The 14,296-nt window shown below is 69.2% G+C and carries 12 protein-coding genes and 2 pseudogenes; 9 read left to right on the plus strand and 5 right to left on the minus strand.

What is annotated here, in order from left to right; translation table 11 throughout:
- The first annotated feature begins 45 nt into the window (after positions 1 to 45).
- From O5O46_RS02210 to O5O46_RS02220, 3 genes and pseudogenes are all read left to right on the plus strand, one after another.
- Positions 46 to 2,103: a DUF2075 domain-containing protein gene (locus O5O46_RS02210; protein ID WP_269853462.1), complete on the plus strand. Its 2,058-nt coding sequence runs from the start codon at positions 46 to 48 to the stop codon at positions 2,101 to 2,103.
- A gap of 110 nt (positions 2,104 to 2,213) precedes the next feature.
- Positions 2,214 to 4,094: a DUF2075 domain-containing protein gene (locus tag O5O46_RS02215; RefSeq protein ID WP_269853463.1), complete on the plus strand. Its 1,881-nt coding sequence runs from the start codon at positions 2,214 to 2,216 to the stop codon at positions 4,092 to 4,094.
- A gap of 247 nt (positions 4,095 to 4,341) precedes the next feature.
- A pseudogene (locus O5O46_RS02220) lies at positions 4,342 to 4,481 on the plus strand (type II toxin-antitoxin system RelE family toxin); the annotation flags it as partial.
- Positions 4,482 to 4,612: 131 nt separating this feature from the next.
- On the opposite strand, the gene ychF reads toward O5O46_RS02220, so the two are convergent.
- A complete protein-coding gene (gene ychF, locus O5O46_RS02225) occupies positions 4,613 to 5,701 on the minus strand; it encodes a redox-regulated ATPase YchF (RefSeq protein WP_269853464.1) in 1,089 nt (362 codons plus the stop codon).
- A gap of 60 nt (positions 5,702 to 5,761) precedes the next feature.
- Entirely contained in the window at positions 5,762 to 7,138 is a 1,377-nt protein-coding gene (locus O5O46_RS02230) for an APC family permease (protein ID WP_443072379.1), read from the minus strand.
- Positions 7,139 to 7,265: 127 nt separating this feature from the next.
- Here O5O46_RS02230 and O5O46_RS02235 point away from each other — a divergent pair.
- Together O5O46_RS02235 and ppgK are read left to right on the plus strand one after the other, a co-directional pair.
- Positions 7,266 to 8,319, plus strand: a pseudogene (locus O5O46_RS02235) (4-hydroxy-3-methylbut-2-enyl diphosphate reductase).
- Positions 8,320 to 8,329: 10 nt separating this feature from the next.
- Positions 8,330 to 9,064, plus strand: a complete 735-nt coding sequence (gene ppgK, locus O5O46_RS02240; RefSeq protein ID WP_269853467.1) for a polyphosphate--glucose phosphotransferase — start codon at positions 8,330 to 8,332, stop codon at positions 9,062 to 9,064.
- 167 nt (positions 9,065 to 9,231) lie between these two features.
- Here ppgK and O5O46_RS02245 read toward each other — a convergent pair whose 3' ends face one another.
- Positions 9,232 to 9,699, minus strand: a complete 468-nt coding sequence (locus tag O5O46_RS02245; protein ID WP_269853468.1) for a DUF6542 domain-containing protein — start codon at positions 9,697 to 9,699, stop codon at positions 9,232 to 9,234.
- Positions 9,700 to 9,891: 192 nt separating this feature from the next.
- Between O5O46_RS02245 and xseA the strand changes: the two genes are divergently transcribed.
- Genes xseA through O5O46_RS02260 form a run of 3 tightly spaced genes read left to right on the plus strand, consistent with a single transcriptional unit; the run spans position 9,892 to position 12,032 of the window.
- Positions 9,892 to 11,109, plus strand: coding sequence for an exodeoxyribonuclease VII large subunit (xseA, locus tag O5O46_RS02250; protein ID WP_269853469.1), 1,218 nt, complete (start codon positions 9,892 to 9,894; stop codon positions 11,107 to 11,109).
- A 55-nt stretch (positions 11,110 to 11,164) separates the two neighbouring features.
- Entirely contained in the window at positions 11,165 to 11,425 is a 261-nt protein-coding gene (locus tag O5O46_RS02255) for an exodeoxyribonuclease VII small subunit (protein WP_269853470.1), read from the plus strand.
- A complete protein-coding gene (locus tag O5O46_RS02260; RefSeq protein WP_269853471.1) occupies positions 11,418 to 12,032 on the plus strand; it encodes a malonic semialdehyde reductase in 615 nt (204 codons plus the stop codon). The genes O5O46_RS02255 and O5O46_RS02260 overlap by 8 nt, the downstream gene beginning before the upstream one ends.
- A gap of 40 nt (positions 12,033 to 12,072) precedes the next feature.
- Here O5O46_RS02260 and O5O46_RS02265 read toward each other — a convergent pair whose 3' ends face one another.
- Positions 12,073 to 12,582: a DUF4245 domain-containing protein gene (locus O5O46_RS02265; RefSeq protein ID WP_269853894.1), complete on the minus strand. Its 510-nt coding sequence runs from the start codon at positions 12,580 to 12,582 to the stop codon at positions 12,073 to 12,075.
- A 214-nt stretch (positions 12,583 to 12,796) separates the two neighbouring features.
- Between O5O46_RS02265 and glpX the strand changes: the two genes are divergently transcribed.
- On the plus strand, positions 12,797 to 13,828 hold the full coding sequence (glpX, locus tag O5O46_RS02270) for a class II fructose-bisphosphatase (protein ID WP_269853472.1): 1,032 nt from the start codon (positions 12,797 to 12,799) through the stop codon (positions 13,826 to 13,828).
- Between the two features lie 72 nt (positions 13,829 to 13,900).
- Here the strand turns inward: glpX and O5O46_RS02275 are convergent, their stop codons facing one another.
- Positions 13,901 to 14,254: a WhiB family transcriptional regulator gene (locus tag O5O46_RS02275; protein WP_269853473.1), complete on the minus strand. Its 354-nt coding sequence runs from the start codon at positions 14,252 to 14,254 to the stop codon at positions 13,901 to 13,903.
- Positions 14,255 to 14,296 lie beyond the last annotated feature (42 nt).

A 14,296-nucleotide genomic window follows, 5' to 3' on the forward strand; every position in this document is an offset into this window, starting at 1 on the left:
ATATGCCCCCACCCGCACGAGTCATCTCGTGCCTGGGGACCCTTCGTGCTCCTACAACTGTCCGCGGCCGAGCTCGGCCGACTCACCGTGGCCCGAGCCGGATCTGTGCATCTTCCGCTCACCGAGCAACTGATTCACGAGCATTCCCGGATCAAGGGAGGAGCGGCCGGACAGGGAGACATCGCTTCCTGGAACAACAGCGTCCCCGTAGTGGTCAAAGCTCTGCTGGACTGCGGCCTCGACGAAGTCGAGGTGCAGATCGAGGTCGACCTGCCGCACACCAACTCCGCCGTCGATCTGGTGCTGTGCGGCCGGCACCCCGGTACAGGGACGGATTCATACCTTGCGGTTGAGCTGAAGCAGGTACGGCACGCCACAGTGGACCCTCTGTGTCCCATCGCCGTCGATCTCGGGTTCGGTGACGGGAAGAACAAGTTGCACCCGGTCCGGCAGGTCCAGCGCTACTGCGAGTACATGCTGCGCTATCTGCCCCATCTTCGTGAGAACGAGGACCAGTTGATGGGTGTGGCACTGCTCCACAACGCACGTGACGCGGATGTGGAGGCGCTGTTCGGTCTGCCCGAGACCGACCACGGCTTCCTTTATACACTCGATGATCTGGCCCGCTTCCGACGAGTCCTTACTTCGAGATTCGCTCCCGCGTCTGGGAAGCGGGCCGCATCAGCACTGGAGCAGGCCCGCCAGGATCCCCTGCTCAAGGTCACCGATGTGGCCCGTCAGCGCTCTGTCGTCGGTGGGGGTCTTACGCTCCTTGACGAGCAGTACGTCGCAGTCGACCGGATCACCCGGCACCTGGAGAAGACTGCCCACTTCACCGGCTTCGACGTCGGATTGTTCTACGACGCCGAAGCCCCCCACAGCCCCGCCCAAGATCCGGGCGTCAAGCGCGTCTACATCCTGCGGGGCGGTCCTGGCAGCGGGAAGAGCGCAGTGGCCCTCGAGTTGCAGCGCGCCCTCGGCCTCAAGGGGCGCGAAGCCGTGCTGGCAAGCGGCTCGCACGCCTACACGGAGACTCTGCGCGAGATCATGCTCAGCACGGCCCGTCGAGGACAGACAGCGGACAAGCGCCGCGCGGCCAACAGGCTGTACCGCTATTTCAACAGCTTCAGCGAGAGCCCACCGGACAGCATCGACGTCCTTATCTGCGACGAGGCACACCGCATGCGACGCAGCTCGACATACCGCTGGATGCCGAAAGCTCTGCGAGACGACGACCGGCCGCAGGCAACTGAGGTGATAAGAGCCGCCAAAGTGCCGATCTTCCTGCTCGACGATCACCAGTCGATCCGTCCGGACGAGGTGGGCACTGCCGCGTATCTGAAAAAGCTCGCCGAGGGCATGGGCTGCGAAGTCGAGGTGACCGATCTGGAGGGCACGTTCCGAGCGGGCGGAAGCAAGCGCTACCAGCGCTGGGTCCAACAACTGCTGGGCCTTGACGCCTCCGATCCGGTGGCCTGGCGACCGGACGGGAGGATGACGCTGGCGGTCGCCGACTCCCCCGAGCAGATGGAGCAGTTCATCCGGGAGCGCCATTTGGAAGGCGCCACAGCCCGTATTACCGCAGGCTTCTGCTGGCCGTGGAGCAACCCGGACGGCGAACAGCTTGTCGACGACGTACATATCAGGGACTGGCGTCGGCCTTGGAACGTGAAGCCGGAGCACAGCGTCCCGAACGCACCACGGTCGGACCTGTGGTCGACCGATCGCCGTGGTGTCGACCAGGTCGGCTGCGTCTACACGGCACAGACCTTCGAGTACGACTGGAACGGCGTCATCATCGGACCCGATCTGCTGTTCCGTGACGGGAAGTTCAGGGTGGACCGGAGCGCTTCCTGCGATCCCGCCTTCCGCGGTCCGATCGACGACGCGGTAGCCACTCGGTGCATCCTCAACGCCTACCACGTGCTCCTCACCCGCGGCGTCGTCGGCACCGTGGTCTACGCCGTCGACCCGGCGACTCACAACGCACTGCGCAGGCTCATCACTGGCGCGATCGGTATGCAGCACTACGACGGCGTCCAGCCGAAGCTCACCGCCGAAGGATCACAGCTGCCACCCGCCTACCGCAGACGGCAAAGGTAACCTTGATCCCGACGTAGCTGCGGCCCGCCGGGCTTCCGCTCCGCCTGGCGGAGTAGCGAGGGAAATGCCCCCACCCGCACGAGTTTCTCCGTGCTGCCTGGGGGCATGTTTTGCTGTTCCGCGACTCCGCCGCAGCGATCGCTGCCGAGTGCCACTCCGGTGCCCTGTTCTTCCGCTTGACGGAGCAGTTCGTGCACGTGCACGGTCACAAGCCTGGTTCGTCCGAGGTGCGCTCGTGGGAGCGGAGTATCCCTGTACTCGCGAGCGCGCTCAACGATGCCGGACTCGGGCAAGTGGAGGTGCTCCTGGAGTACGGACTGCCGCTGAACAGCAAACGGGCCGATGCCGTGCTGGCCGGGGTGCACCCCGAGACCGGGCTGCCGTCTTACGTCATCGTGGAGCTGAAGCAGTGGAGCAGCGCGGAGCCGGACGACGACGATCCGTCGCTGTGCCGCATCGACTCATACGCGCGGGCGGTACTGAATCCAGTCGACCAGGTACGCGGCTACTGCGAATACCTCGTCTCCTTCAACGGAGCGCTCGCCCAACACCCGGAACGCGTCAACGGCGCCGCATATCTGCACAACGCCACTGAGTTCGGCGTCAGCGGACTCTTCGATGTCGACCAGGACCAGTACGGTCAGCTCTTCGTCGGGGCGCGGCGCGGCGAGTTCGTCGACTATCTGCGGACGAAGCTGGGGCCGGAGTCCGGTGCTTGGGCCGCGGACGAGCTGGTCAACGGGAAGATCGGCCCGTCCAAGCAACTCATGGCAGTTGCCGCCCGAGAGGTGCGCGAACGTGAGCAGTTCGTGTTGCTGGACGAGCAGCGGATCGCGTATCGCACTGTCTTGAACGCCGTACGCCGCGCCAGGCAGTCCGACCACAAGGAGGTCGTGATCGTCACCGGCGGACCCGGCACCGGCAAGAGCGTCATCGCCTTGTCGCTCCTCGGTGAGCTGTACCGGCAGGGCACCACTGCGCTTCACGCGACGGGCTCCAACTCGTTCACGACGACCATGAGAAAGGTGGCTGGGGCTCGGAAGCGTGAGGTGCAGGACCTCTTCAAATACTTCAACAGCTTCATGGCCGCTGAGCGCAACAGCCTTGATGTCCTGATCTGCGACGAGGCCCATCGTATCCGGGAGACATCGGCCAACCGCTACACGCCGGCGTCGAACCGCACCGGCAAAGCCCAGATCGAGGAACTTATCGACGCGGCACGTGTCCCGGTCTTCCTGCTCGACGAGCATCAGGTCGTTCGGCCCGGCGAAATGGGCACGGTCGCGGAGATCAAGGCAGCCGCCGCGAAGAAGGGGTTCCAATGTCGCGTGGTGCCGCTGGACGGCCAGTTCCGGTGCGGTGGCAGCGACGCATATCTGCGATGGGTGGTACGACTGTTGGGCCTTGAGCCAGGCGGCCCGGTGAAATGGGAACCCGACGACAAGATGCGCCTCACGGTCGCGGACAGCCCTCAGGAGTTGGAGGCGTTCCTCGACAACCGCCGCTCGCAGGGGTACAGCGCGCGCATATCCGCAGGCTACTGCTGGAAGTGGACGAAGAAGGTGTCGCCCGGGCAGGCGCTGCCTGCGGACGTCGTCATCGGGGAGTGGGAACGGCCCTGGAACGTCTTCGGTGACCGGTCCGTCGGGGGCGCGCCTCCTGCCGCCTTGTGGGCAACCGATCCGGCCGGTTTCGGGCAGGTGGGCTGCGTGTACACAGCTCAGGGCTTCGAGTACGACTGGAGTGGCGTCATCATGGGTCCCGACCTGGTGTGGCGAGGCGACCACTGGATCACCGACCGTTCAGCGTCCAAGGATCCGGTCTTCAAGAAGTCCACCCCGGACGCGGATGTTGACCGGCTGATCCGCAACACGTACAAGGTCCTGCTAACGCGAGGGATGATCGGCACGGTGGTGTACTCGACCGATGCCGAAACACGCGAAAAGCTCCGCGCGCTGACTGGCGCGGCCTCGAGCGTCGCGGCCGTGTAACTCGCTGAGTCAGCCACGCGCAGCAGAGCGGCACGCCGATCCGCAGCGCATGCACCTCGGCCAGGCCGACCGATACGCACGCCTTCTTGAAGCGGTAGCCGTAAATGGAAACGGTATGGCGACAGACGTCGACCAGGTCGAAGCCTGGTACTTCTTGCGAGACAGCCAAACACTCGTCATGTCATCCGCAGACGGGGCGGAATGCCTTGAGACAGGCTGCCCCTCCAGCCAAGGCGGCGCGCGTGGAGACAGCAAAGCTCTCGTCTCCCAGCCCGACCGCCGCCGCCTGGGGTGGGCGACTATCGCGTGATCTCCACGATCGACAATGGCGAGCTGATGGTGTGGGGCGTGCACGTCGGACATCGCTCCACCGTCAACGGCACCTGAAGTCTCCTGACGTCAAGTCAGAATACCCAGCACCGATTCAGCAGGGGGTCGAGAAGAGGTTGGACTCTCGGTAGCGCAACCCCTTCTGACCGCATGTTCGCCAGAACAACGACGTGGCGGTAAGGCGCCGCCTACACGTTGAACCGGAACTCCACCACGTCCCCGTCCTGCATGACGTAGTCCTTGCCCTCCATGCGGGCCTTGCCCTGGGCGCGGGCCTCCGTGACTGAGCCGCATTCGACCAGGTCGCCGAAGGAGATGATCTCCGCCTTGATGAAGCCCTTCTGGAAGTCGGTGTGGATGACTCCGGCGGCCTCGGGGGCGGTGGCGCCCTTCTTGATGGTCCAGGCGCGGGCCTCCTTGGGGCCCGCGGTCAGGTAGGTCTGCAGGCCGAGGGTCTCGAAACCGACGCGGGCGAGGGTGGCCAGGCCGGGCTCGTCCTGGCCCATGGACTGGAGGAGCTCCAGCGCCTCGTCGTCGTCCAGCTCGATCAGCTCGGACTCGATCTTGGCGTTGAGGAAGATCGCCTCGGCGGGGGCGACCAGGGCGCGCTGCTCGTTCTTGAAGTCCTCGTCGACCAGTTCGTCCTCGTCGACGTTGAACACGTACAGGAACGGCTTGGTGGTGAGCAGGTGCAGCTCGTGCAGCAGGGCGCCCTGCTCGGTGCCCTTGGTGATGCCCGCGGAGAAGAGGGTGCCGCCCTCCTCCAGGATCTTCTGGGCGGCCTCGACCGCGGCGACCACCGCGGCCTTGTCCTTCTGCAGCCGGGCTTCCTTCTGCAGCCGCGGCAGGACCTTCTCGATGGTCTGCAGGTCGGCGAGGATCAGCTCGGTGTTGATGGTCTCGATGTCGTCCCTGGGCGAGATCTTGCCGTCGACGTGGACGACGTTCTCGTCCTTGAAGGCCCGGATGACCTGGCAGATCGCGTCCGACTCGCGGATGTTCGCCAGGAACTTGTTGCCCAGGCCCTCGCCCTCGGAGGCGCCGCGCACGATGCCCGCGATGTCCACGAAGTCGACGGTGGCCGGGAGCTTGCGCTGCGAGTCGAAGAGCTCGGCGAGCGTGTCCAGGCGCGGGTCGGGGACGCCGACCACGCCGACGTTCGGCTCGATGGTGGCGAACGGGTAGTTGGCCGCCAGTACGTCGTTCTTGGTCAGGGCGTTGAACAGGGTCGACTTGCCGACATTCGGCAGACCGACGATTCCGATCGTGAGCGACACGTGGCGACTTCCCAGAGCGAGGACGAATGGTTCGGCCCCAGCGGGGACCGATCCCCCAGTCTAAGCGGCCCGCATCGTACGCCCGCCGCGTTGCGCCAGCAGCACCAGCAGGCCCAGTACCAGCCAGCCGAGCCCGACCCACTGCGCGGTGCGCGCCGCCGCCGCGATCACCGCGCAGGTCACCGCGAGCCCCAGCACCGGCACCGCGATGTGCCGTACGACGCTGAACCCGGCGTCCCGGTGCCGTACCGCGAACCAGGCCACCACGGACAGGTGCAGCAGCGAGAACGCGGTCAGCGCGCCGATGTCCACCACCGAGACCAGCCAGGCCAGGCCGTCCGCCCGGCGCGCCGCCCACACCGCCGCGACCAGCGTCACCGCGGCGGCCGCCAGCAGCGCGCGGCGTGGCACTCCGCTGCCCGGGTCGACCTTCGCCAGCGCACCGGGCAGCCGCCGCTCCCTGGCCATGGCGAACAGCAGCCGGCCGGCCGCCGCCTGCCCGGCCAGCGCCGCGAACGCGGCGCCGATCGCCTTGCTCACGGCGACCAGTTGGTGCAGCCAGTGGCCGACGCCCGCCTCCACCGCGTCGTAGAAGGCCGAGCCCTGCCGGGACGGGTCGGCGGCCAGCGCGGCGGAGGACCGCTGGGACAGCAGGGCGGCCAGATACGTCTGGACGACGAACAGCACCCCGGCCAGCGCCAGGCAGCACAGCACCGCCCGGGCCACCCGCCGCGGCCCTCCGCTGCTCTCCTCGGCGAACGCGGCGATCGCGTCGAACCCCAGGTAGGACAGCACCGCCACCGACACCGCGCCCAGCACCGCCGTGCCGGAGAACCCTCCTTGCCCGGTGAACGGCGAGGCCGGGCCGCGGCTGGCGCCGTGCCGTACCAGTACCACCACCGCCGCGCCGACGAAGACCAGCAGTACCGCGATCTCCATGGCCAGCACCAGGGAGCCGACCAGCGCCGCCGCCCGTACCCCCGACATGTTCAGGGCCGTGGTCACCACCACGGCGGCCGCGGTGAAGACCCACTGCGAGACGGACGGGACGAGCGCGTGCAGCGCGATACCGGAGAACAGGTAGGCGACCGCGGGAATCAGCACGTAGTCGAGCATCGCCATCCAGCCCGCGATGAACCCGGGCCCGGGCCCCAGACCGGCCCGCGCGTACGCGAACACCGAGCCCGCCTGCGGCACCACCCGCACCATCAGCGCGTACGAGTACGCGGTGAACCCCATCGCCACCGTGGCCACCATGTACACCAGCGCTACCGCGCCGTGCGACCGCGCGTCCAGCGCGCCGAAGACCCCGACCGGCGCCATCGGCGCGATGAACAGCAGCCCGTAGACCACCAGGTCGCGCGCGCCCAGGGTGCGGCGCAGCGGGACGGGCTGCGGTGCGGCGGTCACGGGTGCCTCCTCGGGCGGACAGGGCAGCGGGCGCGTACGCGCCTTCCCTTGAGGGTGGCGGCGGGCGCGACGTCCCGATTGCACCACCGCGGGCGCCCCGGCGGGTACGAAGCCGCGCCCTGGGGGCGTCGGTGCGCGCCCTTACGATGGGGGCATGACTGCTACGACTTCCCGCCGGGTCCTGCTTGCCGCTCCCCGCGGTTACTGCGCAGGCGTGGACCGAGCCGTGATCACCGTCGAGAAGGCGCTTGAGCAGTACGGGGCGCCGATCTACGTGCGCAAGGAGATCGTGCACAACAAGTACGTCGTGCAGACCCTGGAGAAGAAGGGCGCGATCTTCGTCGACGAGACGGAGGAAGTGCCCGAGGGCTCCATCGTCATCTTCTCCGCCCACGGCGTCGCCCCGGTGGTGCACGAGGAGGCCGCCGAGCGCCGCCTGGCCTCCATCGACGCGACCTGCCCCCTGGTGACCAAGGTGCACAAGGAGGCCCAGCGGTTCGCGGGCGAGGACTACGACATCCTGCTCATCGGCCACGAGGGCCACGAGGAGGTCATCGGCACCATGGGCGAGGCCCCGGACCGCATCCACCTGGTGGACGGCCCGGAGGACGTCGCGAAGCTTGAGGTGCGCGACGAGAAGAAGTTGGTGTGGCTGTCGCAGACCACGCTGTCGGTGGACGAGACGATGGAGACCGTCGACCGGCTCAAGGACCGCTTCCCGGCGCTGGTCAGCCCGCCGAGCGATGACATCTGCTACGCCACGCAGAACCGCCAGGTCGCGGTGAAGCAGATCGGCGCGGACGCCGACCTGGTGATCGTGGTCGGTTCGCGGAACTCCTCCAACTCCAAGCGGCTGGTGGAGGTGGCGTTGCAGGCCGGTGCCAAGGACGCGCACCTGGTGGACTTCGCCGACGAGATCGACGAGGCCTGGCTGGACGGTGTGTCGACGGTCGGCGTCACCTCGGGCGCCTCGGTGCCGGAGATCCTGGTCGAGGGCGTGCTGGAGTGGCTGGCCGAGCGCGGCTTCGCGGACGTCGAGGTGGTGACCTCGGCGGAGGAGCACATCCAGTTCTCGCTGCCGAAGGAACTGCGCCGCGATCTCAGGAATCCGGAAGGCGCGTAGCGCTTCCCTTCAAGGCGGTGGCGGGCGACGGGCGGCCCGAGGCAACTGGCAGGTCCGAGGGGTGACCGGGGCCGGGCGGCCTTAGCTTGGGTCCTATGAATGTCTTCGGTGTGGACATCGGCGGATCCGGGATCAAGGGCGCCCCGGTCGATCTGGAACGCGGCGACCTGGCGCAGGAGCGCTTCAAGGTGCTCACCCCGCATCCGGCCAAGCCGGACGCGGTGGCCGCGAGCGTCAAGGAGGTCGTCGAACACTTCGGCTGGTCGGGCCCGGTCGGGGTGACGTTCCCCGGGGTGATCATGGATGGCGTGACCCGCACCGCGGCGAACGTGGACAAGGCCTGGATCGGACTGGACGCCCGCGCCATGCTCAGCGACACGCTGGGGCTGCCGGTCACGTTGATCAACGACGCGGACGCGGCCGGTATCGCCGAGATGGCCTTCGGCGCGGGCAAGGGCCACGACGGAACGGTGATCCTGCTCACGTTCGGTACGGGGATCGGCAGCGCGGTGTTCAGCGGTGGACAGCTGGTGCCCAACACCGAGTTGGGGCATCTGGAGCTGCACGGTCACGACGCGGAGAAGCGCGCCTCGTCCAAGGCCAAGGAAGACCACGACCTGAGCTGGAAGCACTGGGCGGCCCGGGTGGAGGAGTACCTGGCGCACGTCGAGATGCTGTTCTCGCCCGAACTGTTCGTGATCGGCGGCGGGGTGAGCCGCAAGGCGGACAGGTTCCTGCCGCTGGTCAACGGCATCCGCGCCCAGATCGTCCCCGCGGAGCTCCAGAACAACGCGGGCATCGTGGGCGCGGCCATGGCCTGCGGTCGGTGAGTGCCTGCGGCGCGCCAACTCCCCGGCGGCGGGCGGCGTTTGGGCCTGGCCGAGCGTGTCCCCACCGCGACGGCGAGCAACCCCGCCGACGAGGGCGTCGGTGCCGGAAGCCCGGTCGGCGCACCCGGCTCGGTGACCCACCGCCACCCGGCCGATGACCAACCTCCCTACGGCTGGTTACGGACCCGCCCGGCACTCAGTTTGCGGGCGGCGGCGATGGCCGCCGCCAGCGCGGTGCCGCCGTAGAGCCATCCGGTGCGGGTCGCCAGCCCCGTCACGGTGCCCGCGACATGGCCGAGGAAGCTGCCGTCGCCGGACTCGCCGGTCACGCCCAGCGCCAGGGCGAAGGCGATGGGCGCGCTGACCGGCGCGGCCGCCAGGTCCGCGTTCCGTACCCACAGCGCTCCCAGCACGCTCGCGATCACGAAGACCACGCCGAACAACGTGCCGGGGCCGCCGGTGAAGACGTTGTCCAGTGAGCCGCCGATCACCGTGAGCGTGACGACCAGCAGCCCGGTGCCCAGCCCGGTGAGCCGGGCGCTCGGCCGCAGGACACGCCGCACCGCCGTCACCACTGGCGCGGGCAGCGACGCGCGACGACGCGCCCGGTAGCAGGTCGCGGTGGGCTCGGGCACACCGCTTCGGGCTGGTCGCGGCGTGCGGGTGCTGGGTTGCTGCTCCACCGCACCAAATTGGCATCCCGCACGGGCGAAAGCGAGCAGATTCATGCTGAAGTCGGAAAATTCCAACTTAGGCCGGAGCCGGAACCCCGGGGCCGCAAGCCCGGACGCGTTCGGACTGTCAGTGCCGCCGGATAGTCTCGGCACATGGCACTGAGCACGTCAGCGGAAGCACCGATCCCGGTCGGCGAGGTGTCGCGGTTGATCGGGGGGTGGATCGACCGGCTGGGCGCGGTGTGGGTCGAGGGGCAGATCACCCAGCTGTCCCGGCGCCCGGGCGCGGGCGTGGTGTTCCTGACGCTGCGCGATCCCTCGCATGACGTGTCGATCAGCGTCACCTGCTTCCGCGCCGTGTTCGACGCGGTGGCCGACGTGGTCACCGAGGGGGCGCGGGTGGTGGTGCACGCCAAGCCGGAGTGGTACGCGCCGCGCGGCCAGTTGTCGCTGCGGGCCGCCGAGATCCGCCCGGTCGGTGTGGGCGAACTGCTGGCGCGGCTTGAGCGGTTGAAGAAGTCGCTGGCCGCGGAAGGACTGTTCGACGCCGACCGCAAGCAACGCCTGCCGTTCCTGCCGCAGTTGATCGGCCTGGTCTGCGGTCGCGCCTCGGCGGCCGAGCGGGACGTGCTGGAGAACGCCCGGCACCGCTGGCCCGCCGTCCGCTTCGAGGTACGCAACGTGCCGGTGCAGGGCGTACAGGCGGTGCCGAGGGTCATCGAGGCGGTCCGGAACCTGGACGCGCACCCTGGTGTGGACGTGATCGTGGTGGCCCGGGGCGGCGGCAGCGTGGAGGACCTGCTGCCGTTCTCCGACGAGGAGTTGGTGCGCGCGGTGGCCGCCTGCCGTACCCCGGTGGTCTCGGCGATCGGGCATGAGCCCGACTCCCCGCTGCTGGACCTGGTGGCGGATCTGCGCGCCTCCACGCCCACCGACGCGGCCAAGAAGGTGGTGCCGGACGTCGGCGAGGAGCAGCTGCGGATACAGCAGCTGCGGGACCGGGCGCTGCGGACCGTGCGCAATCTGCTGGAGCGCGAGGAGCGGGGGCTGGCGGCCGCGGTCAGCCGTCCGTCGATGGCGCATCCGCACCGGATGGTGACGGAACGGGAGGCGGAGGTGGCCGCGCTGGTGGAACGTTCCCGCCGCTGTCTGGGCCATCTGCTGGACCGGGCGGACGCCGAGCTGGAGCACACCAGGGCCCGGGTGCTGGCGCTCTCCCCCGCCGCGACGCTGCGCCGCGGCTACGCGGTGCTCCAGCGCACGGACGGTGCCGTGGTGCGGGCGGCCGACGAGGTGGTGGCGGACGAGAAGCTGCGCGCCAGGGTCGCGGACGGCGAGTTCAGCGTGCGGGTCGCCAAGGGCCCGGGATGAGCCGCGTCTCGCGCCGTTAACAGCGCTGTCGTACCCCGCGCCTAGGCTTGGTCCCATGGCAGATCAGGAGACGGCCGAGCGGGACACGCTGGGGTACGAGCAGGCGCGCGACGAACTGGTCGACGTCGTGCGGCGGCTGGAGGCGGGCGGGTCGACGCTGGAGGAGTCCCTCGCGCTGTGGGAGCGCGGCGAGGAGCTGGCGAAGGTGTGCCGCCGCTGGCTGGACGGCGCGAGGGCGCGGCTTGACGCGGCGCTGGCCGAGGACGAGGAGGGGACGGACGATGAGCGCTCCGGTCAGGAGGACGGCGATGAGTGATCAGCCGCCGAGCACGCCGCTCGCGCTCGACCCGGCCGCCCAGGAGCTGCTGTTCCGCTCCGCGCACACGGCGAACACGTTCACCGGGGAACCGGTGACCGACGAGCAGATCAGAGCCGTCTACGACCTGGTCAAGTACGCGCCGACCGCGTTCAACCAGTCCCCGCTGCGAGTGGTCCTGGTCCGCTCGGCCGAGGCCCGACAGCGGCTGCTGACGCATATGAGCGAGGGGAACCGGGCGAAGACGGCCGGCGCTCCGCTGACCGCGCTGCTGGTCGCCGACCACGATTTCCACCACGAACTGCCGCGGCTGTTCCCGAAGATGCCGCAGGCCAAGGACGTGTTCTTCAGCGAGCGCGTCGACCGCGAGCGGTCCGCCGCGTTCAACGGCGCGCTGCAGATCGGCTATTTCATCGTCGGCATACGCGCGGCCGGGTTGGCCGCGGGGCCGATGAGCGGGTTCGACGCGGAGGGGCTGAACAAGGAGTTCTTCCCCGAGGGGGATCGCAGGGTGCTGGCCGTGGTCAACATCGGCAAGCCGGGCCCGGACGCGTACCGGCCTCGGGCCCCGCGGCTGGAGTACGACGAGGTGGTCAGCACCGTCTGAAGGCGGGGATCTCCTGGGGGCGAACGCCCCCAGCCCCGGCTCAGCCCCGCAGGGCGGCGGCCATCTGGGCCAGTTGGTCGTACGGCGCGGTGCCGAGGACCACCGTGGTCGCCCCGCCGTGCTGCCGCACCAGCGCGCGGTACCGTCCGCCGTCGTAGCGCTGCCAGGCCTGACCGGCCACCGTCTGAGAGCCGCCCTGCTGCGAGGACTGCTGCGTCTTGTCGGAGATGAACGTCTGCGGGTCGCCGTTGGTCTGCTCCACCGCGACGTACTGGTTCTCCGGGTCGATGAAGCCGAGGTGCCACTGCGAGTTCTTCGGGTCGGAACCGTCGTAGCTCACCGACGTCGCCCGCCACTGGCTGGACAGCCCCTCGGGCGCGGCCACCGGATACGGCGCCGCGCGCCGTGCCTGCCCCAGCTCCACCTGGTAGCTGACCGTCTTGACCGGGTTGCCCCCGGAGTGCGGGACGAAGACGTAGATGCCCGCGACGAGCACGCCGATCACCGCGATCGACAGCACCATGTCCCGTACGGTCTGCTTGCCACGCATGTTTGCCACGCCCCCTATCGTCCCCCATGGCCGTCGCCGTCGGCCCCAGGGGTGCCATGGCGGCGCTCCCACTTATGGCGTGCATACTCCGTGCGGCGTCATCATGGCTGGTGTACGTGCTCATGTGACGGGCGCCCTGCTCAAGCTGAGCGGGCTACCGATAAGGTCGCAACACCCTCGTTTCCGGCCGTCGCCGTACAGAAAGGTGCGCTCGATGACCGAGCACAACTTGCCGTCCCAACTCGAAGTGAGCCCGGAGGCCCCTGACCGCAACCTCGCGCTGGAACTGGTCCGGGTGACCGAGGCCGCCGCCATGGCCGCCGGTCGCTGGGTGGGCCGCGGTGACAAGAACGGCGCGGACGGCGCGGCGGTGAAGGCCATGCGCACCCTCGTCCACACCGTGTCGATGAACGGTGTCGTCGTCATCGGCGAGGGCGAGAAGGACGAGGCGCCGATGCTCTACAACGGCGAGCGGGTCGGTGACGGCACCGGCGCCGAGTGCGATGTGGCCGTCGACCCGGTCGACGGCACCACGCTGACCGCCAAGGGCATGCCCAACGCGGTCTCGGTGCTGGCGGTCGCCGAGCGCGGCACCATGTTCGACCCGTCCGCGGTCTTCTACATGGAGAAGCTGGCCGCAGGCCCCGAGTCCGCCGACGCGGTGGACATCACCGCCCCCGCCAGCGCCAACATCCGCGCGGTGGCCAAGGCCAAGGGCTGCGCCCCGGAGGACGTGACGGTCGTGGTGCTCGACCGCCCGCGCCACGACGGCCTGGTCAAGGAGATCCGCGAGACCGGCGCCCGGATCAAGTTCATCTCGGACGGCGATGTCGCGGGCGCGATCATGGCGGTGCGCGAGGGCACCGGTGTCGACCTGCTGCTCGGCATCGGCGGTACGCCGGAGGGCATCATCGCGGCGTGCGCCATCAAGTGCCTCGGCGGCACGTTCCAGGGGCGGCTGTGGCCCAAGGACGACGTCGAGCGCCGGCGTGCGCTGGACGCGGGCCATGACCTCGGCCGGGTGCTGCGGACCGAGGACCTGGTGGGCGGCGAGAACGTGTTCTTCGTCGCGACCGGCATCACCGACGGCGAGCTGCTGCGCGGGGTGCGGTACGGCGCGGAGACCGCGACCACCTCGTCGCTGGTGATGCGGTCGAAGTCGGGCACGATCCGGCAGATCGACTCCACCCACAAGCTGTCGAAGCTGCGGGCGTACAGCGCGATCGACTTCGACCGCGCGCGGTAGGGACAACACGGGCGGGGGCCCCGCCGACCGGTTCGGCGGGGCCCCCGTCCCGTACTGCGTGGCGTCGCGGGACTAGCCCGCGGCGGCGATCCTCGGTGATCGCTGGAGTTCCGCGTCGCGGCGGCGACGACGGGCCAGTACGACCCTGCGCTCCGCGGCGGTCAGACCGCCCCACACCCCATAGGGTTCCGGCTGTAGCAACGCGTGCTCCCGGCATTCCAGCATGACCGGGCAGCGTGCGCAGACCCGCTTCGCGGCTTCCTCACGGGACAGCCGCGCCGCGGTCGGTTCCTTCGACGGCGCGAAGAACATGCCCGCCTCATCTCGGCGGCACGCCGCCTCGGCGTGCCATGGTCCTGCCAGATCCCGGGGGTGACGGTACGGGGACGTGGCGGTGTCCTTAACGGGCTCGATCGGTTGCAGCACGGGGTACTCCTGACGACGGCTTCGGCGTTCTGTCACCCTTGC

Source organism: Streptomyces sp. RPT161 (assembly GCF_027533845.1).
GTDB classification, from domain to species: Bacteria; Actinomycetota; Actinomycetes; order Streptomycetales; family Streptomycetaceae; genus Streptantibioticus_A; species Streptantibioticus_A silvisoli_A.